The sequence below is a fragment of the Pseudomonas lactis genome (genome assembly GCF_001439845.1).
GTDB classification, from domain to species: Bacteria; Pseudomonadota; Gammaproteobacteria; order Pseudomonadales; family Pseudomonadaceae; genus Aquipseudomonas; species Aquipseudomonas lactis.
In genome coordinates, this window is sequence record NZ_JYLO01000019.1 from 1 (window position 1) to 18,070 (window position 18,070).

Annotated in this window: 18 protein-coding genes; 6 read left to right on the forward strand and 12 right to left on the reverse strand. The window is 60.9% G+C overall.

What is annotated here, in order from left to right:
* Positions 1-331: 331 nt before the first annotated feature.
* The 5 genes from mddA to TX24_RS26810 all read right to left on the reverse strand — a co-directional run bounded on the left by mddA (position 332) and on the right by TX24_RS26810 (position 4,682).
* Positions 332-1,099 carry a methanethiol S-methyltransferase gene (gene mddA / locus TX24_RS26790; protein WP_057711771.1) on the reverse strand — a complete coding sequence of 256 codons (768 nt, stop codon included), beginning with the start codon at positions 1,097-1,099 and terminating at the stop codon, positions 332-334.
* Positions 1,100-1,220: 121 nt separating this feature from the next.
* Positions 1,221-2,489 carry an NAD(P)/FAD-dependent oxidoreductase gene (locus TX24_RS26795; RefSeq protein ID WP_034135756.1) on the reverse strand — a complete coding sequence of 423 codons (1,269 nt, stop codon included), beginning with the start codon at positions 2,487-2,489 and terminating at the stop codon, positions 1,221-1,223.
* Positions 2,486-3,238 carry an amino acid ABC transporter ATP-binding protein gene (locus TX24_RS26800; protein WP_057711772.1) on the reverse strand — a complete coding sequence of 251 codons (753 nt, stop codon included), beginning with the start codon at positions 3,236-3,238 and terminating at the stop codon, positions 2,486-2,488. Before TX24_RS26800 ends, TX24_RS26795 begins: the two co-directional genes overlap by 4 nt.
* Positions 3,235-3,903 carry an amino acid ABC transporter permease gene (locus TX24_RS26805; RefSeq protein ID WP_003191710.1) on the reverse strand — a complete coding sequence of 223 codons (669 nt, stop codon included), beginning with the start codon at positions 3,901-3,903 and terminating at the stop codon, positions 3,235-3,237. Before TX24_RS26805 ends, TX24_RS26800 begins: the two co-directional genes overlap by 4 nt.
* Positions 3,900-4,682, reverse strand: coding sequence for an ABC transporter substrate-binding protein (locus TX24_RS26810; RefSeq protein ID WP_003191708.1), 783 nt, complete (start codon positions 4,680-4,682; stop codon positions 3,900-3,902). The genes TX24_RS26805 and TX24_RS26810 overlap by 4 nt, the downstream gene beginning before the upstream one ends.
* 215 nt (positions 4,683-4,897) lie before the next feature.
* On the opposite strand from TX24_RS26810, the gene TX24_RS26815 reads away from it, so the two are divergent.
* Entirely contained in the window at positions 4,898-5,677 is a 780-nt protein-coding gene (locus TX24_RS26815) for an IclR family transcriptional regulator (protein WP_003191707.1), read from the forward strand.
* A gap of 213 nt (positions 5,678-5,890) precedes the next feature.
* On the opposite strand, the gene TX24_RS26820 is transcribed toward TX24_RS26815, so the two are convergent.
* Positions 5,891-7,135, reverse strand: a complete 1,245-nt coding sequence (locus TX24_RS26820; RefSeq protein WP_003191706.1) for a saccharopine dehydrogenase family protein — start codon at positions 7,133-7,135, stop codon at positions 5,891-5,893.
* Between the two features lie 28 nt (positions 7,136-7,163).
* A complete protein-coding gene (locus TX24_RS26825) occupies positions 7,164-8,261 on the reverse strand; it encodes a carboxynorspermidine decarboxylase (RefSeq protein ID WP_003191705.1) in 1,098 nt (365 codons plus the stop codon).
* Between the two features lie 344 nt (positions 8,262-8,605).
* On the opposite strand from TX24_RS26825, the gene metE reads away from it, so the two are divergent.
* Complete coding sequence (gene metE, locus TX24_RS26830; protein ID WP_057711773.1) at positions 8,606-10,894, forward strand: 5-methyltetrahydropteroyltriglutamate--homocysteine S-methyltransferase; 2,289 nt, start codon at positions 8,606-8,608, stop codon at positions 10,892-10,894.
* A gap of 129 nt (positions 10,895-11,023) precedes the next feature.
* On the opposite strand, the gene TX24_RS26835 is transcribed toward metE, so the two are convergent.
* Positions 11,024-12,178 carry an acetyltransferase domain-containing protein gene (locus TX24_RS26835; RefSeq protein ID WP_047711024.1) on the reverse strand — a complete coding sequence of 385 codons (1,155 nt, stop codon included), beginning with the start codon at positions 12,176-12,178 and terminating at the stop codon, positions 11,024-11,026.
* Between the two features lie 62 nt (positions 12,179-12,240).
* On the opposite strand from TX24_RS26835, the gene TX24_RS26840 reads away from it, so the two are divergent.
* On the forward strand, positions 12,241-12,783 hold the full coding sequence (locus TX24_RS26840) for a DUF924 family protein (RefSeq protein WP_057711774.1): 543 nt from the start codon (positions 12,241-12,243) through the stop codon (positions 12,781-12,783).
* On the opposite strand, the gene TX24_RS26845 is transcribed toward TX24_RS26840, so the two are convergent.
* Positions 12,780-14,219 (reverse strand): alpha/beta hydrolase family protein, encoded by a 1,440-nt coding sequence (locus tag TX24_RS26845; RefSeq protein ID WP_057711775.1) that lies wholly within the window; start codon positions 14,217-14,219, stop codon positions 12,780-12,782. The genes TX24_RS26840 and TX24_RS26845 overlap by 4 nt on opposite strands.
* A 146-nt stretch (positions 14,220-14,365) precedes the next feature.
* Between TX24_RS26845 and yfcF the strand changes: the two genes are divergently transcribed.
* Entirely contained in the window at positions 14,366-14,998 is a 633-nt protein-coding gene (gene yfcF, locus TX24_RS26850) for a glutathione transferase (protein WP_057711776.1), read from the forward strand.
* Here yfcF and TX24_RS26855 read toward each other — a convergent pair.
* Positions 14,957-15,241, reverse strand: coding sequence for a hypothetical protein (locus TX24_RS26855; protein ID WP_034135748.1), 285 nt, complete (start codon positions 15,239-15,241; stop codon positions 14,957-14,959). The genes yfcF and TX24_RS26855 overlap by 42 nt on opposite strands.
* Before the next feature lie 138 nt (positions 15,242-15,379).
* On the opposite strand from TX24_RS26855, the gene TX24_RS26860 reads away from it, so the two are divergent.
* Both TX24_RS26860 and TX24_RS26865 read left to right on the forward strand, forming a co-directional pair.
* Entirely contained in the window at positions 15,380-16,024 is a 645-nt protein-coding gene (locus tag TX24_RS26860; protein ID WP_057711777.1) for a hypothetical protein, read from the forward strand.
* Between the two features lie 46 nt (positions 16,025-16,070).
* A complete protein-coding gene (locus TX24_RS26865; RefSeq protein WP_034135746.1) occupies positions 16,071-16,412 on the forward strand; it encodes a hypothetical protein in 342 nt (113 codons plus the stop codon).
* Positions 16,413-16,557: 145 nt separating this feature from the next.
* Here TX24_RS26865 and TX24_RS26870 read toward each other — a convergent pair whose 3' ends face one another.
* The gene (locus TX24_RS26870) at positions 16,558-17,304 is read right to left on the reverse strand and encodes a creatininase family protein (RefSeq protein WP_044274105.1); all 747 of its coding nucleotides are present in this window, start codon (positions 17,302-17,304) and stop codon (positions 16,558-16,560) included.
* A 30-nt stretch (positions 17,305-17,334) separates the two neighbouring features.
* A complete protein-coding gene (locus TX24_RS26875) occupies positions 17,335-18,063 on the reverse strand; it encodes a murein L,D-transpeptidase catalytic domain family protein (protein WP_003191690.1) in 729 nt (242 codons plus the stop codon).
* Positions 18,064-18,070 lie beyond the last annotated feature (7 nt).

Here is an 18,070-nt window from a genome sequence, read left to right on the forward strand (position 1 = left end):
AAGGCGGCAACAACTTGCTCAGCACGGCTTCTTTTCGCTCATGGGAATAACGGGCCACATCGGTGTCCTTTACCGCCTATCTGGGGAAAACTGGAGGGTGACAACTATCCTGCCAGAGGGGGCGGTCCACAGGTTATTCAGCGAAATTCCGAGCGACAACCTGAAACAGTTGTGAGAAATATCCTGACGCCGCAAATCCTCTGTGGGAGCTGGCTTGCCTGCGATAGCGGTTTTTCAGTGCCGGATGTGCTGGCTGACACAGCGCCATCGCAGGCAAGCCAGCTCCCACATTTTGATCTTTATTGTTCGTGGGAACGATCAGGACAGTGGGTTAGTGGCGGGGCCTGTTGAGACGCGGCACGATCATGCCTACCTCACGCTGATAACGCCGATACCGCTCACCAAACAGCGCCACCAAATCCCGTTCTTCGAAACGGGCGCCGATGAAGAGATACACCGACATCCCCAGCGCAAACAGCAGATGCCCCACAGTCATATGCGGCGTTGCCCAAAAGGCGATCAGGAAGCCCAGGTACAGCGGATGACGCACGACTTTGTAGAGCAGCGGCGTCCTGAATGCCGGGCCCGATTGTGGGGCGTTGCGCCAGCGATCAATGGCCTGTTTCAGCCCGAACAACTCGAAGTGACTGATCAAGCAGGTTGCCAGCACCACGATGCCCCAGCCCAGCCAGAACAGGCCGGTTAGCAGTGCCTTGGCCCAGGCGGCGTCAACCTCCCAAACGGTGTGCCTAATGGGCCGCCATTGCCAGAACAGCAGCGCGAGCATCAGGCTGGAGAGCAGCACATAGGTGGAGCGCTCCACCGCTGCCGGGGCGAAGACTGCCAGCCAGCGCTTGAAGCGTTTACGCGCCATGGCGCTGTGCTGGACGCCAAACACAATAATCAGTGACGTATTGATCATGAGTGCCAGCGCCCAGTCGATGCGCGCGCCGGAGTCGATGTGTTTGGGTACGACCACAGCCCCCATGAAGCCCATCATGTAAAGCAAGGTGAATAAGAAAACCAGATAGCAGCAGGTGCTATAGACCAGGCCAGCCAAGCGTGCCGTGAAGTTGTTTGAAGAGGTCTGCCGTTTCATGGACGATTCCTTTCGCACATGGTGAATGGGTGAGCCAATCGAGGACTGGCTCGCTCAGACTAACGGCATTCAAGTAGGCGGTAACCTGTTGGAATTGACAGTTTCAAGAGCGATTGGCGATTTAACCGACGTTCAACCGATCCAACAAGCTATACCAGGCCACGCCCGCGCCAATGTAGAACCGCTGCAAGCGATGCAAGGGCAAGCGCTGCAACGGCGTTATCGGGTAGGCGAAGTCTGCCGTGCTGTCGCACAACCGCCCGGCTAATTGCTGACCCAGGCTGGTACACAACGCGATCCCGCGCCCATTGCAACCCAACGCCAGGGTGAGCCCCGGCGCCGGTTCGTGGACATGGGGCATGAAGTCCCGCGTGATTGCGATGCGCCCGGCCCAGCGGTAGTCGAATTCCAATGGCCCCAGTTGCGGAAACAGCAGCGCCAGGGAGCGCTCCAGGTGGGCAAAATCGGCCGGCCCGGTGGGGTCGTTGAACAGGCCGCGGCCGCCCATCAGCAGGCGCCCATACGCGTCTTTGCGAAAATACAGCAGCAAGCGTTGCGCGGTCGACACGGTTTCCTGGCCTGGCAAAATGCTTTCGGCTGCGCGGCCACTCAATGGTTTGGTGGCGACGATAAAACTGTTGGCCGCAAGGACGCTCTGGGCCATGCCGGGCCATAAGTGATCGCTGTAGCCATTGGTGGCCAGCACCACTTGATCTGCCGTGACCTGCGCACCGCCGGCCGTCTGCAACTGCCAAGCCGAACCCTGGCGCTGCAAGCCTGTCACCGCACTGTGGCCGTGCACCCGTGCGCCCGCCGCCAACGCCGCGGCCACCAACCCGCGGGCATACGCCAAGGGTTGAATGGCCCCGGCACGGCCATCCAGCCAGCCGCCGGCAAACGCCGAGCTGCCCATGCGTGACGCCACCGCCGTGGCATCCAGGCGCTGAACTGGTACGCCGCGTCGGGCCCATTGTTCGGCCCGAGCATGCAGCCCGGCCACCGCCTTTTCACTGTACGACACCTGCATCCAGCCCTTGCGCACCGGCGCGCAATCGATGCCATGGCGTTCGATCAGCTTGAACACCAGGTCCGCCGAGTTCGACACCGTGGCGATCAACGGCTCGGCGCGTTCCGGCCCGTACTTCTGTACCAGCTGCTGCGGGTCATATTTGAGCGTGGGGTTGACTTGCCCACCGTTGCGCCCCGAGGCACCCCAGCCTGGCTCATGGGCCTCCAGCACACACACGCGCACGCCACGCTCTGCCAAGTGCAGCGCCGTCGATAAACCGGTATATCCGGCTCCGACAATCGCCACGTCGACCTTCACCGACTCGTTCAATGCCGGTGTTGGCACCACTGACGGCGCAGTCGCCGACCACAACGATTTCATGACAGGCTCCGCGTGTTGCCTGTGGGGTGCAGCACGCGCCGCAGGAAGTCCTGGGTGCGCGCATGCTGCGGGTTGCCCAGCACCTGTTCAGCGGGGCCGCTTTCGACGATGTAGCCGCCGTGCAGGAAGCACACGCGGTCGGCCACTTCGCGGGCAAAGCCCATTTCGTGGGTGACCACGATCATGGTCATGCCTTCATCGGCCAGGGTGCGCATTACCGCCAGCACATCGCCGACCAGTTCCGGGTCGAGGGCCGAGGTGGGTTCGTCGAACAGCATGGCGCCGGGTTTCATCGCCAGGGCGCGGGCGATGGCAACGCGTTGCTGCTGGCCGCCGGAAAGCTGTTCGGGGTAGGCGTCGGCCTTGGCGCTCAGGCCGACTTTTTCCAACAGCACCAGGGCTTCTTCGCGGACTTGGCGGGGCGATTCGCCTTTGACGTACACCGGGCCTTCCATTACGTTTTCCAGCACCGTGCGATGGGGGAACAGGTTGAAGCGCTGGAACACCATGCCCATGCGGCTGCGCAGAGCGTGTACGGTCTTGCTGCCACGTTGTACGGTTTCGCCGAACACGTTGATATGCCCGCCGTCGTAGGCTTCCAAGGCGTTGATGCAGCGCAGCAGGGTGGATTTTCCCGAGCCCGAGGGGCCGATCAGGCACACCACTTCGCCCTTGGCCACGTCGAGGTCGACGCCGTGCAGGACGTGGTGGTCACCGTAGTGTTTTTGCAGCTGGCGAATCTCGATCATGCTTTTTTCCTCCGGCCCAGGTACTGCTCCATGCGACGCAGGCCATACACCAGTGGCAGGCTCATCAACAGATAGAGCAGGGCGACCAGGGTGTAGACGGTCATGTTCTGGAAGGTCGATGAGGCGATCAGTTGGCCCTGGCGCGTCATCTCGGCGACGGTGATGGTCGACACCAGCGAGGAGTCCTTGAGCATCATCACCAGGGTGTTGCCGTAGGGCGGCAGGGCGATGCGAAACGCCTGGGGCAGGATCACCCGGCGCATCATCAGCCCCGTGCGCATCCCTAAGGCTTCGGCGGCTTCACGTTGGCCTTGTTCGACGGCGATGATGCCGGTGCGGAAGTTCTCTGCCTGGTACGCCGAGTAGGCGATGCCCATACCGATCACCCCGGCATAAAACGCCGTGAGATGGATGCCCATGTCCGGCAGCACGAAGTAGATGTAGAACAGCTGCACGATAATCGGCAGCCCCCGGATCACGTTGATGATGGTGCTGGCGGTCCAGGACAGCGCGCGAATCGGCGACAGCTTGAGCAGCGCCAGCACCAGGCCGAGGGCGCTGCTGAGCAGGAACGACAGCACGGTGATCTGGATCGTCACCCAGGCGCCTTGCAGCAGGATCGGCAGGAAGTCCTGGGCGTTCTGCAGGAACTCAGCCAGGTTCATGGGCGCTCCTGGGCGTCCAGCCCCCATTTCTTGAGGATGCTGTCCAGCGTGCCGTCGGCCTTGATACTGGCGATGGCGGTGTTCAGGCGCTCAAGGGTTGCGGCATCGCCCTTGCGCACCACCAGGCACACTTCGCCGACGTTAGTGGGCTTGTAGTCAGGCGCCAGTTTCACGCCTTTGAACAGCTTTTGACGGATCTGGTAGGCCACCACCGGCTGGTCACCCACGGCGGCCTTGATGCGGCCCAGGGACAGGTCGCGAACCATCTCACCGATGGAGTCGTAGGTGCGGATCTCCTTGAAGATGCCCAGCTTGTTCAGTTGGTCGTAGAAGATTGTGCCGGCTTGCACGCCGACGACCTGGCCTTTGAGCGGCATAAGGTCAGGGTAGGCGGCATCGTCGTCGGCGCTGATGATCAGCCCTTCACCATAGGCGTAAACCGGGGCGCTGAAGTCGACCACTTGGGTACGCTCCGGGGTCTTGAGCATGCCGGCGGAAATAAAGTCCAGCTTGCCGGATGTCAGGGACGGGATCAGCGCGGCAAAGTTGGTCTGCTCGATCTGGCTGCTGAACCCGCCGGCCTTGCCGACGGCTTCCGCCACGTCGACCATCACGCCCTGGATGCTGTTGCTCTTGATATCCAGGAAGGTAAACGGCGAACCACTGGCGGTTGCACCGACTTTGTACGAGGACGCACTGCCTGCGTGCGCGACGCTGATGCAGAGCGTGGCGCACAGGCCGAAGGCAAGGCGGCGAAACAAGGGCGAAAGACTGTTCATCGGGTTACTCCAGACGGAAAACGGAAAGTCAGTACCGCAAGCGGCTGCCGATGAAATCGCAAGCTCTATGCCATTTCGAATCAGAAAAATCGTAAATGATGGGAGAAAGTTTTAAAAATGAACCTTTCGTATCGATATGCGATATTTAATGGTCATTAATCAGCTTTTAAGGTAGAAATATCACCACGCCTGAGCCACCTGCCCGCGAGTTCGCCATGTCCGAAGACCGCAACAGTTTGCACAACCAATCCCTGGAAAAAGGCCTGTCGGTGCTCAAGGCTTTTAGCGCACAACGCCGTAGCATGAGCCTTGCAGAGGTGGCAGAGGCCGCCGGTATGACCAAAAGCTCGGCCCAGCGCATGGTGTTCACCCTCGAAAGCCTGGGTTACCTTCGGAAACACTCACGCACACGCCATTACCAACTCACCCCCCGGGTATTGGAGCTGGGCTTCAGTTACCTGGATGCGCATTCGTTGATCGAAGTGGCCAACCCGTTCTTGTCCGAGTTGACCCGATTGACCGGCGAGACGTCGTGCCTTACCGAGCCGGCGGGCTACGACATGACGTACATCGCGCGCTTTGTTAGCGCAGGGTTCGTGCCGGTCCATATGCCGATTGGCTCACGGGTGCCGATGTACTGCACGGCGTCGGGGAGGGCGTATTTGAGTGCGTTGCCGCAGGAGGAGGCGTTGGCGTTGATCGAGAACAGCCAGCGAGTGGCGCATACCAGCCGCACGCTGACCGACGTCGAGGCGATCATGGCCTCCTTGGAGCAGGTGAGGGCGCAGGGCTATGCGGTGAACACTCAGGAACTGTTCCTCGGCGACATGACCATCGGCGCGCCGGTGCTGGGCGGCAATGGCCGGCCCGTGGCCGCAGTGCATGTGGTGGCGCCGACCAGCCGCTGGTGCCAGGCGGATGCCGAACGGCAACTGGCGCCGGCGCTGTTGCAGTGCTCAAGGGCGTTGAGTAATTCGGCGCGGAATCTGGAATGAACCGAAGCTCCGTTTGCGCTGCAGATTCAGTGTGGGAGCTGGCTTGCCTGCGAAAGCGTCAGTTCAGTGACAGATTAATTGACTGACACGCCGCCATCGCGGGCAAGCCAGCTCCCACATTTTGATCCTCATTGTTCTTCGCGCTGTAGGTGAGCCCACACAAAAAATGCGCCCCTAGGGGCGCATTCTTTTTGCTCGGTCAGCTATCGCCTATCAGGCCGTCGCATCCCAGGCCCGATCACCGTTCTCGTCTTTGATCCGAGTCGGCAAGCCCATCACATCCAGCGCCTTGAGGAACGGCTCGGCCGGCAGTTCCTCGACGTTGGCCATGTGCTTGACATCCCACTCGCCACGCGCCACCAGCAGCGCAGCGGCTACCGGTGGTACGCCTGCGGTGTAGGAGATGCCCTGGCTGTCGGTCTCGGCATAGGCCTCTTCGTGATCAGCCACGTTGTAGATGAACATCTCACGCGGCTGGCCATTCTTGGTGCCTTTGACCAGGTCACCGATGCAGGTCTTGCCGGTGTAGCCAGGCGCAAGCGAAGACGGGTCGGGCAGCACGGCCTTGACCACTTTCAACGGCACCACTTCCAGGCCTTCGGCGGTCTTGACCGGCTGTTCGGAGAGCAGGCCGAGGTTTTTCAGCACGGTGAACACGTTGATGTAGTGTTCGCCGAAGCTCATCCAGAAACGCACGTTGGGCACGTCGAGGTTTTTCGACAGCGAGTGCACTTCATCGTGGCCGGTGAGGTAGAGGTTTTGCGAGCCGACTACCGGCAGGTCGTCGGTGCGTTTGACTTCGAACATGGTGTTGCTGGTCCACTGGCTGTTCTGCCAGCTCCACACCTGCCCGGTGAATTCGCGGAAGTTGATTTCCGGATCGAAATTGGTGGCGAAGTATTTGCCATGGGAGCCGGCATTGACGTCGAGAATGTCGATCGAATCAATGCGGTCGAAATGCTGTTGCTGCGCCAGCGCGGCATATGCGTTGACGACACCTGGGTCGAAGCCCACGCCAAGGATGGCGGTGATGTTCTTCTGTTTGCACTCTTGCAGGTGGTTCCACTCGTAGTTGCCGTACCACGGCGGGGTCTCGCAGACCTTGCCCGGCTCTTCGTGGATGGCGGTGTCCAGGTAAGCCACGCCCGTGTCGATGCAGGCACGCAGTACCGACATGTTGAGGAAGGCGGAGCCGACGTTGATGACGATCTGCGATTCGGTCTCGCGGATCAGGGCCTTGGTCGCTTCCACGTCCAGGGCGTTCAGCGTGAAGGCTTGGATATCGGCGGGAACCTTGAGGCTACCTTTGGCCTTGACGCTGTCGATGATGGCCTGGCATTTGGAGATGTTGCGCGACGCGATAGCAATACGACCGAGTTCGTCGTTGTGCTGCGCGCACTTGTGGGCCACCACCTTGGCGACACCTCCTGCACCAATGATAAGAACGTTCTTTTTCAATTGCTTTATCTCTCCTTTATCCGCCAGCTCAGGACAGGCTGGACAGGTAGTCGTCGTAACCAAATTCACGAACCACCTCGACAGTACCGTCGAGTTGTTTCACTACGATGGACGGCATTTTCAGGCCGTTGAACCAGTTTTTCTTGACCATGGTGTAGCCTGCGGTGTCGATGAACGACAGCCGATCGCCGATGGCCAGCGGACGATCAAATTGATACTCGCCGAAGATGTCCCCGGCCAGGCAGGATTTGCCGCACACCATGTAGGTGTGTTCACCCTCGCTCGGCGCCAGCTTGGCGTTGAGGCGATAGATCAGCAGGTCCAGCAGGTGGGCTTCGATGGAGCTGTCTACCACGGCGAGATTTTTGCCGTTGTAGAGGGTGTCGAGCACGGTGACTTCCAGGGAGGCGCTGTTGGTGATCGCCGCTTCGCCGGGTTCCAGGTAGACCTGCACGCCGTACTTCTCGGAGAAGGCCTTGAGCCGCGCGCAGAATGCGTCCAGTGCATAGCCTTCACCGGTGAAATGGATGCCGCCGCCGAGGCTGACCCACTTGACCTTGTGCAGCAGCGTACCGAAGCGTTCCTCGATGGTGCCGAGCATCTTGTCGAACAGGCTGAAGTCGCCGTTCTCGCAGTTGTTGTGGAACATGAAACCGGAGATCTGGTCGATCACGCCATCGATCTTCACCGGGTCCCACTCGCCCAGGCGGCTGAACGGGCGCGCCGGGTCGGCCAGCAGGTAGTCGGAGCTGCTCACCTGTGGGTTTACGCGCAGGCCGCGGGTCTTGCCTTCGCTGCGTTCGGCAAAACGCTGCAGCTGGCTGATGGAGTTGAAGATGATCTTGTCGCAGTTCTCCAGCATCTCTTCGATTTCATCGTCGGCCCAGGCCACGCTGTAGGCGTGCGCTTCGCCTTCGAACTTCTGGCGACCGAGCTTGAGTTCATACAGCGACGACGAGGTGGTGCCGTCCATGTATTGCTGCATCAAGTCGAATACCGACCAGGTGGCAAAGCACTTGAGCGCCAGCAGAGCCTTGGCGCCAGACTGTTCGCGCACGTAGGCAATCTTCTGCATGTTGACCAGAAGCTTCTGTTTATCGATGAGGTAGTACGGCGTTTTGATCATTTTTGAGAGCCTGCGGCGGTGCCTGCCAAAAAAGGACACGCATTGTGCCCGCACTTGGAACAGATCGAAAGGTTAGCCGGCGGTTTTTGCGCGCCACGTTAAGCATAGGGCGTAAGTATGACCGTTCATAAGAATCACCCCGTCCCCCTGTGGGAGCGCTCGAACCTAAGCGAGGCCGCGATGACGCCAGCCCTGGCACCGCAAACCCTACAGTAGCGCCGCTAAAATCAGGCCCACCTAAACATGAGTAAATCTTGTGATGATCTAGAACAAAATGAGTTTGTCTCAAGAAACCCCTCTGCCGACAATGACCGCCATCAATCACACCATCGGAGTTGTAAGTCATGGCAGTCGCTCATTCCCTCGGGTTTCCACGCATTGGACGCGATCGTGAACTGAAAAAAGCGCAGGAAGCGTTCTGGAAGGGAGAGCTCGACGAAGCCGGCCTGCGCGCCGTTGGCCGTGATGTGCGCAGCACCCACTGGGCGCTGCAACAGCAAGCCGGCATCGAACTGTTGCCGGTGGGTGATTTTGCCTGGTACGACCAGGTGCTGACCCACTCGCTGATGTTCGGCGTGGTGCCTGAGCGATTCCGCCCGGCCGATGGCCAGGCCACTCTGCATACCTTGTTCGCCATGGCCCGTGGCGTCAGCGACAGCTGCTGCGGCGGAGCCCATGCCCAGGAGATGACCAAGTGGTTCGATACCAACTATCACTATCTGGTGCCGGAGTTCAGCGTCGATCAGCAATTCTACCTGGCGTGGGACCAGTTGTTCGAAGAGGTCCAGGAAGCCCTCGATTTGGGACACAGCGTCAAGCCGGTGGTGATCGGCCCGCTGACCTACTTGTGGCTGGGCAAGGCCAAGGGCGCTGACTTCGACAAGCTCGACCTGCTCGAACGACTGCTGCCGCTGTATGGCCAGATCTTCCAGCGCCTGGCCGATTTGGGCGTGGAGTGGGTGCAGATCGACGAGCCGATCCTGGCGCTTGATCTGCCCCAGGAGTGGAAGAACGCTTTTGAGCGCGCCTATAACCTGATCCAGCGCGACCCGCTGAAAAAATTGGTGGCCACTTACTTCGGCGGCCTGGAAGAAAACCTCGGCCTGGCCGCCAACCTGCCGGTGGATGGCTTGCATATCGACCTGGTGCGTGCACCGGACCAGTACCCGACGATCCTCGACCGCCTGCCAGCGTACAAGGTGCTGTCCCTGGGTGTGGTCAACGGCCGAAACGTGTGGCGCTGCGACCTGGAAAAAGCTCTGGCTACCTTGCAGCATGCCCATGAGAAATTGGGCGATCGCCTGTGGGTCGCGCCGTCCTGCTCGCTGCTGCACAGCCCGGTGGATCTTGAGCGGGAAGAGCAGTTGGATGCCGAACTGAAAAGCTGGCTGGCCTTTGCCGTACAAAAGTGCGCGGAAGTGGCGCTACTGGCCAAGGCGGTTGACCAGCCGTCAGCACCTGACGTACTCGCCGCCCTGGCCGAAAGCCGCGCCGTGCAGGTGGCTCGTGCTGCATCGTCACGTATCCATAAACCCGCTGTTCAGGCCCGTGTCGCCGCCATCACGGCGCTGGACAGCCAGCGTCAGTCGCCGTTTGCCCAGCGCATCGAAAAACAGCGGGCCGGGCTTAACCTGCCGTTGTTCCCGACCACCACCATCGGCTCGTTCCCACAGACCGCGTCGATCCGCCTGGCGCGCCAGTCGTACAAGACGGGCAAGTTGAGCGAAGCCGAATACATCGAAGCCATGCACAGTGAGATCAAGCATGCGGTTGAGGTGCAGGAAAATCTTGGGCTGGATGTGCTGGTGCATGGTGAAGCCGAGCGGAACGACATGGTCGAGTACTTTGCCGAGCAACTTGATGGCTACGCGTTCACCCGCTTTGGCTGGGTGCAGAGCTATGGTTCGCGCTGTGTGAAACCCGCGGTGATTGTCGGCGACTTGATGCGCCCGAAAGCCATGACCGTGGAGTGGATTCGCTATGCCCAAGGCCTCACCGACAAGGTGATGAAGGGCATGCTCACAGGCCCGGTGACCATGTTGATGTGGTCGTTCCCACGGGAAGACCTGAGCCGCGAAGTGCAGGCCCGGCAACTGGCCCTGGCGATTCGTGACGAAGTGGTGGACCTGGAAGCGGCCGGTATCAAGATCGTGCAGATCGACGAAGCGGCTTTTCGTGAGGGCTTGCCGTTGCGCCAGGCGCAGTGGCAGCACTACCTGGACTGGGCGACTGAAGTGTTTCGTTTGTGCGCGAGTGGCGTGGGCGATGAAACCCAGATCCACACCCACATGTGCTACAGCGAATTCAACGACGTGATCGAGTCCATCGCCGCCATGGATGCCGACGTGATCACCATCGAAACCTCACGCTCGGACATGGAGTTGCTCGACGCGTTCGAAGCCTTCGCCTACCCGAATGAGATCGGCCCGGGGGTCTACGACATTCACTCGCCACGGGTGCCGGATGCCTCGGAAATGGCCAACTTGCTGCGCAAGGCCGCCAAGCGGATTCCGGCAGAGCGCTTATGGGTGAACCCCGATTGCGGCTTGAAGACGCGAGGCTGGCCGGAGACCGAGGCGGCGCTCATTCATATGGTCACCGCCGCTCGCCAACTGCGTGCCGAACTGGCCTGATTCCTGAGCCCGGCGCGGTTAAAACTGTGGGAGCGGGCTTGCTCGCGAAGGCGGTCTTTCAGTCACAGCAGCAGTGGCTGACGCACCGCCTTCGCGAGCAAGCCCGCTCCCACAGTTGCCTGCATCAGGTCAGAGGTATTTGAGCCACGCCAGGTCGCGCCGCCGTGCTTTCAGGCCGGCGAACCAACGCACGGGCAAGTACAGGGCAATCGGCAACAGCAGCGCTGCCAACCACACCGCACCGATACCGTCGAAGCCAAAATAATTGCCATGGTTGAGGCCAAACAGCGCAACGCAGGCGACATAGAGGATTTTCAATACATAGAGGTGCAACAGATAAAAGAACATTGGCGCCGCGCCGAACACCGCCAGCACCCCGATCCAGCGCTTATGCCCGGCGCGTTCAAACGCCAGCAGCAACAGCAAGCCAATCCCCAGGGTCAACGCCAGGAACAACAGCGAAGGCGGGTACTTGGTGATGTTGAAAAAGCTCATCAGCGTCAGCACGCCGCTGTCATACACCTGCCAAGGCTGCTCGCCGTAGCCATTAAGCGCGCGCAACAGCCCAAAACCCACCAACGCGCCCACCCCCGCGATCAGCAAATAACGCTGACGCACAGCCGGCAGCGTGGCATTGGCAAACCATGGCCCGAGGCCGTAGCCCAGGGCAATCACACCGATCCATGGCAGTACCGGGTAGGTGGTGCGCAGGCGCAGGTTGTCAGACACTTCAATCCAGTTGCGTTCATGCAAGATCGTCCACGGCACGTGCCACATCGAACCGGCTGCAAAATGCAGCCCATCCAACAGGTTGTGCCCGGCGATAATCACCAGCGCCACGCCGATCAGCCAGGCGCGCGGCAGCCAGACCAGCGCGGCAAGGGCGATCATACTGATGCCGATGGCCCAGATCACTTGCATATAGATCACGCTGGGCGGCAGTTGGAAGGTCCACGCGAAGTTGACCAGGGTGAATTCCAGCACCACCAGGAACAGCCCGCGCTTGAACAAAAATGCCGACACGTCGCGACGGCCCTGATATTTCTGGCCATACAGCCACGCCGACAATCCGGTAAGCAGCACAAACACCGGCGCACACAGGTGAGCGAGGGTGCGGCTGAAAAACAACGCTGGCTCGGTGCTGTCAATGCTCATGGGGTCGCTGACCTGGCGGTGCAGCAAGAAGGTTTCCCGCACGTGGTCCAGCAACATGAACAGGATCACCAGGCCGCGCAGGGCGTCGATGGACAGCAGGCGTTTGCGTAAAGTCATAGCGTCAGTCATAAGTTAAGGATCACACGCAGGCACAATATTGACGTTATTCTATAACATTAAGCGAGGTAAGCATGACCCCTCAATCGGCCGAAGCGGTAATCGCGTTCTGGAAACAGGCGGGGCCCAAGCGTTGGTTTGCCAAGGACGAAGAGTTCGATGCGGACTTTCGTGACCGCTTCCACGCCACCCATATGCAGGCGGCGCGGCGTGAACTCGAAGACTGGTTGACCACGGCGGATGGCGCGCTGGCGTTACTGATCCTGCTGGACCAGTACCCGCGCAACGCCTTTCGCGGCACGGCACACATGTTCGCCACCGACCCGCTGGCCCGGTTGTATGCGCGAAAGATGGTGGACGCGGGGTTGGATCAACAGGTCGAACCTCAGTTGCGCGCGTTCTGCTATTTGCCTTTTGAGCATTCGGAAGACCCACAGGACCAGCAACGGTCTCTGGCCCTGAACCGGCAGTTGGATAACAGCACCTATCACTGGGCCAAGGAGCATGCCGATATCATTGAGCGGTTCGGGCGGTTTCCGCATCGCAATGGGGTGTTGGGCAGGGCGAGCACCGATGAAGAGCTCGCCTTCCTCAAGGCCGGTGGCTTCGCCGGTTAGGCATGTTCTGGCGCCAGGCTTTGCTGGGCGCCAACACGTCGAAACCGCCGCACCCCCTTAAGGTCAATTGCCCACCGCAATGCTTCAGTGGCCGAAGGGCGCGGGCCTTGGGTGATCGCCTGTTCATCCTTGCCCAGTGCACTGAGGTAACCCTGTGTACCGCCGCGTTCGCTCCAGTAATGGGTGTGGCTGAGCCAGGATCTGGCCAGCCAGCCTTTGCCATTGCCCACGGTCACCGGCAAGTCCAGCACGCCGCCGCCCATCACCGGCTTGACCGGGCCGCCGACGATGTCGCCGAATACGCCGAAGGGGGCAGGGAAGTACAGGTTGGTCCAGCGCGTGACGGCAAAGGCTGCGGCGTGGTGCAGGTAGTGCGGGGTGAAGGGCTTTTGGCCGAGCATCAGCGGTTGGCGGGCGTTGTAGCCGTAGCCTTGGGTGTCTTCGGTAGGCGGGCAGGCCGGGGCTTCGCGGCGCTCCATGCGCTGCTGGAAGTCACTGACGCTGCGGCCCAGCAACAGGCTGGCGTGGGCCATCGGGCTGCCGACCGTGACCAGGTCGGTGATGCGCCAGGGGTTGCCCAGGCCGCGCTGTTCGACGAATGCCTCGGCCTGTTGCTGACGAAAATTCAACAGGCTGCCCAGGCTGCCGTCCAGTAAGGCGCCAGCGGCGGGCAGGGCCTCCTTGACCACCGGTTGCAGCGGTTCGCGGTTGGCATAACGGGCCGCCAGCTCACGGTTGCTGGGGTTCAGTTGGGTCAGTTGGTCGTGGTATTCATGCCAGAGGTAGCCGACGATGTCGTAGGCAATCACGCTGCCCAAACTGTGGCCCACGACGATGATGCGCTCGTAGTCACCCTGGTTGTGCAGCGCACGCAGGAGGTCGACACCATCGGCACGGATCTGCTCGCGCACCCTCACGTTCTGCGGGTTGGGGCTTAAGTAGCGTGCGGCATCTCCCAGGTACGCCAGCGCCGAATAGCGCAGCCCCAGTCCCATGGCCGCGAGCAGCAGGGGGATCAGCGCGAAGGGGTTGTCGTTGGCGGGCAACTGACCCCAGGCTGCGGCCAGTGCGCCGCTGGCAATCAATAGCAGTAACGCCAACACCGTCCAGCGCGTGCTACGCCAGATCGGCACGATGGCGTCGGGAATGTCGCGCCGCGGGCGCTTGAAGATGTCCCACAGCCAGCCCAGCAGATGGCCGAGCTTGGTGCCCTGCATCTTGTGGGCCCAGTAGTACTCATAGAAATCCGTCGAGGTGCGGCCCGAGGACTTCAGTACGCGCAGGTCGAAGTTGCGCGACAGCCGATCCGGCTTGCTCCAGTACAGAGGTTTGCCATCGGGGGTGTCCGTGGGGATCATCGCTTCGACAAAGCCGCGCAAGGTGTCCATTGGGCGCTGCTCGCCGATGCCGTGGATAACCACAACTGCTTGTTTCATGTGCTGTTCCTTCCTTGAAAATCAGCGGTAGCCATAATATTGCCACTACCCGCGCTATTCCCGCCAGGAATGCCCCCATAAAAACCCTGCATTGTCTTTATCGGCCCGGATCTCGTAGCGTGATGGCTCATCCCAGGAGATTGCCCATGAGCCAAGGCCCGCTGCACCTCTACGTTGATTCGCTGTTTACCAGCCCTTATGCCATGTCGGTGTTTGTCGCCTTGCGCGAAAAAGGCCTGGCGTTCGAGACCCTCACCCTGGACCTCGATGCCCGGCAGAACCAAGCGGCAGATTTCGCCCAACGCTCCCTGACCCAGCGCGTGCCGACCCTGGTAGATGGTGATTTTGCGCTGTCGGAGTCTTCGGCCATCACCGAGTACCTGGACCAGGCCTACCCCGAGACCAGCGTGTACCCGGCGGATGTGCAGCAGCGGGCGAGGGCGCGACAGGTCCAGGCGTGGCTACGCAGCGACCTGCTGCCGATTCGCCAGGAGCGCTCGACGCTGGTGGTGTTCTGTGGGCAGAAGAGGCCGCCGTTGTCAGCAGACGCTCAAGCCGCCGCGACCAAGTTGATCAGCGCGGCGCAAGCGTTGCTGGCGGATAACCGCGAGTACCTGTGCGGCCAGTGGTCGATTGCCGATGTGGACCTGGCGGTGATGCTCAATCGCCTGATCCTCAATGGTGACGCCGTACCCACGCAACTGGTGGCCTACGCGCAACGCCAGTGGCAGCGGCCGTCAGTGCGCGAGTGGGTCGAGCTGCGACGGCCCGCGCTCTAGCTCTGCCTGCTGGGCGACACGCCGGTCGAGGTCTTCCCAATCAGCCATGCCCAGCACGCGCATGGTGTTCAAACCGCGCAAGTAGCCGCGCAGTTGCTCGGCGCTGGCGCTGCCTTTTGCGGCGTCGGCGTTTGAGTCCAGCAGCACGGTTTCGTACTCGACCAGGTAGTCGGCGACCCGCTCGCGAAACTCTGGCAGTACTGCCTCGCGGATACGATCGAAGATTTTCTGGTAGGGCTTCATGGCGGGGTCCTTATAGATTTTATGGGCGGCCTGACACTATCGGTTCAAATGATAGTCACCATCAAGGATCACAAGTTCTGTTTTTTCGCCAAACGCGCAGAATCGGCACATCGAGACGCAGCCCAAGGAAAATGCGCGATGAGGACGATTATCCAGTTGGCTTTGATGGCCCTGATGCTGGGCACCGCGGTCATGACCACCCCGGCGATGGCCGATCAAGTGCGTACAGGCCATTTGCTGCCCCTGGTGGGTAGCGTAGACTCCCTGCAGCGTGCCCAGTCGGTGGGGGTGTTGTTCAGTGAAAACACCCGCGACAACCTCAGCTACCTCGAACGCTACCACGCCATGGCACTGAACGGCGCCAAGGATCCGCTGGATGGGCGGATTCGCGAGGCGTTCGTCAACAGCTCCGACCCGGAACTGGCGATCGACTGGTTGATGCACTCGTTGCAGGGCACTTTTGCCTCGGTGACGGTCTATAGCAGCCTGGATGCCCTGGTGCAGGCGCACCCGGATGTGGTGGTGGTGCTCGATACCCATAACCAATTGCTCACCCAGCGTAATGACCGGGTCGAGGCGCGCTTTGTCGCACGCTTCTTTGATGCGAACCTGCAGTTTATCGCCAAGGCCGAAGGCTCGGTGGACAAGCACGTGCCGTCCGTGTGGGTGCACGACAAGGCGGCCCCGGAGATTGCTGCACTGATCGAGCAACAACGCGATGTACAGCAAGATGCCCTGAAGCAGTTCGATGCGTCGCTCAAGGCCCTGGTTCGCGCAGGTTGACCCGCGAATGGTTGTGAACCCTATTTGGTTATTTTCAGGAATGAATATGCGCTCTTTCTTCGCCCCGGCCCTGGCTTGTGCTTCGTTGTTGCTGACCGGCTGTATCACGGCGCCCAATGCCCCATCGCTGACCCTGCAAACCAACAAGACCCCCGACGGCTATGTGCAATGCGTATTGCCCAAGCTGGAAAAGCATGGCATCACCTCGACCGTTACCCAGAACTCGCGCCACGCCAAGGTGCTGTTGACCAGCAAGATTGCCGCCGATGATGTGCTGGAGGCCTACAAGTCCCAGGACGGCACCAAGGTGTTCCTGTATGAGCGCAAGCCGCTGGCTTCGGCGATCAAGCCGTCACGGCTTGAGCAGGCCGCCCAGGATTGCAAATAAACCCGCACATGCACCGCAACCCCACCCTGTAACCAATGTGGGAGCTGGCTTGCCTGCGAAAGCGGTGGTTCAGTTGAAGATTCAGTGGCTGACACACCGCCTTCGCGGGCAAGCCCGCTCCCACAGGGTATTGGCCCCATTTGGCTCAGGGTTTGGCTTCGTTGCTGAAGCTGTCGACGGTCTTGACCAGTCCTTGCGCCGCCAACGCCACCAACTCACCGCCTTTCTCCACGGTGGCCAAGGCCGGGTCCGAGCCCATGCGGCCGTCAGGGAAGCGCGCACGGAAGTCCAGGGCTTCGCGAATCGGGCCGGTGTTGGCGATTTGCGGTGAGTACTCGGCAGACTTGATCGAATCCGGATACGCCCACTGCGTCACGGCAATTTCCGACGGCGTGGCGTGGCTGCCATGCCCGACCGGGAATTGGCGCTGGGCCAGGTCGGTGACGCCTTCCAGGTCCCACCAGTTCACCAGCTTCAGCGCGAACCCGGCCGGGCGGCGGGCGAAGCTGGCTTCGGCGTACAGCTCTGAGAACGCCGCTTCAATCGTGGCGATATTGCCGCCGTGGCCGTTGAGGAACAGGATCTTTTCGAAACCATGCCCGGCCAGCGAACGCACCCAGTCGCCAATCGCAGCGATAAAGGTGGAAGGGCGCAGGGAGATGGTGCCGGGAAAGCCCAGGTGGTGTTGGGCCATGCCGATATTGAAGGTCGGGCCGACGAGGATGTCGGCGTGCTTCTGGGCGTGGTGGGCGATGATCTCCGGGCACATCCAGTCAGTGCCCAACAGGCCAGTGGGTCCATGTTGCTCGTTGGAGCCGATGGGAATCACCACCGTGCGGCTGCGTTCCAGGAACTGCCCGATTTCGATCCAGGTGGAGGTGTGTAGAAGCATGCGACGCTCTCTTTTATCTATGGGGACAGGCTATCCGCCACGGATTGTACGACTACTCGCCACCTGCTGGGGTTTGCAATTGAGGTAGGTCGATGACTTCAGCCAGCGCTGGTCGGGGTACCACGAAAACATGAACTGCCCGTCCTTGAGCTTGTCCACCACTTGGCGGGCGACCTGCGGGCGCACGGCCGGGCAACCCTGGCTGCGGCCAATGCGGCCTTCGCGCTTGCTCCACAACGGGCTGACGTAATCGGCGGCATGAATCACGATGGCGCGGTCGCGGGCCTGGTCATTGAAGCCCGGCTCCAAGCCATCCATGCGCAGCGAGTAGCCATGGGCGCCCAGGTAGCTTTCCTGGGTGCGGAACAACCCCAGGCTCGACTGGTGGCTGCCTTCGAGATTGGAGAACTGGGTGGCGAAGTTTTCCCCGGACTTGGCACCGTGGGCCACCAGGTCGCGCAATACCAAGGTCTTTTTGCGCAAGTCGAAGATCCACAGGCGACGGGCGGTCGAGGGCTGGGAGTAGTCAATAACCGCTAGGCGATCGGAACGTTCCTCGCCGTTATTGACCGCGCACTGCACGGCGCTCAGGGCGCTTTTGAGGACGGTGGGATTGAGTTCTGGAGCAGAGCGCGCCAGGCTGCTATACAGGGAAAGAGAGGTGCCATTGGCGGCGAGCGCAACATTGCTCAATAAAGCCAGGCACCCGGTGATCAAGCCCAGGCTGGTTAGCCTGCGCCTGCGTATAAAAGTCAGCATCTACAGT

Bases quoted from the DNA above. Each gene is read 5' to 3' on its own strand.
- TX24_RS26805 (WP_003191710.1), bottom strand. From the start codon at position 3,903: ATGAACCTGGCTGAGTTCCTGCAGAACGCCCAGGACTTCCTGCCGATC.
- TX24_RS26810 (WP_003191708.1), bottom strand. From the start codon at position 4,682: ATGAACAGTCTTTCGCCCTTGTTTCGCCGCCTTGCCTTCGGCCTGTGC.
- TX24_RS26815 (WP_003191707.1), top strand. From the start codon at position 4,898: ATGTCCGAAGACCGCAACAGTTTGCACAACCAATCCCTGGAAAAAGGC.
- TX24_RS26855 (WP_034135748.1), bottom strand. From the start codon at position 15,241: ATGAAGCCCTACCAGAAAATCTTCGATCGTATCCGCGAGGCAGTACTG.
- TX24_RS26835 (WP_047711024.1), bottom strand. From the start codon at position 12,178: ATGACTGACGCTATGACTTTACGCAAACGCCTGCTGTCCATCGACGCC.
- TX24_RS26845 (WP_057711775.1), bottom strand. From the start codon at position 14,219: ATGAAACAAGCAGTTGTGGTTATCCACGGCATCGGCGAGCAGCGCCCA.
- TX24_RS26825 (WP_003191705.1), bottom strand. From the start codon at position 8,261: ATGATCAAAACGCCGTACTACCTCATCGATAAACAGAAGCTTCTGGTC.
- TX24_RS26800 (WP_057711772.1), bottom strand. From the start codon at position 3,238: ATGATCGAGATTCGCCAGCTGCAAAAACACTACGGTGACCACCACGTC.
- TX24_RS26865 (WP_034135746.1), top strand. From the start codon at position 16,071: ATGCGCTCTTTCTTCGCCCCGGCCCTGGCTTGTGCTTCGTTGTTGCTG.
- TX24_RS26795 (WP_034135756.1), bottom strand. From the start codon at position 2,489: ATGAAATCGTTGTGGTCGGCGACTGCGCCGTCAGTGGTGCCAACACCG.
- TX24_RS26875 (WP_003191690.1), bottom strand. From the start codon at position 18,063: ATGCTGACTTTTATACGCAGGCGCAGGCTAACCAGCCTGGGCTTGATC.
- metE (WP_057711773.1), top strand. From the start codon at position 8,606: ATGGCAGTCGCTCATTCCCTCGGGTTTCCACGCATTGGACGCGATCGT.
- mddA (WP_057711771.1), bottom strand. From the start codon at position 1,099: ATGAAACGGCAGACCTCTTCAAACAACTTCACGGCACGCTTGGCTGGC.
- TX24_RS26860 (WP_057711777.1), top strand. From the start codon at position 15,380: ATGAGGACGATTATCCAGTTGGCTTTGATGGCCCTGATGCTGGGCACC.
- yfcF (WP_057711776.1), top strand. From the start codon at position 14,366: ATGAGCCAAGGCCCGCTGCACCTCTACGTTGATTCGCTGTTTACCAGC.
- TX24_RS26840 (WP_057711774.1), top strand. From the start codon at position 12,241: ATGACCCCTCAATCGGCCGAAGCGGTAATCGCGTTCTGGAAACAGGCG.
- TX24_RS26870 (WP_044274105.1), bottom strand. From the start codon at position 17,304: ATGCTTCTACACACCTCCACCTGGATCGAAATCGGGCAGTTCCTGGAA.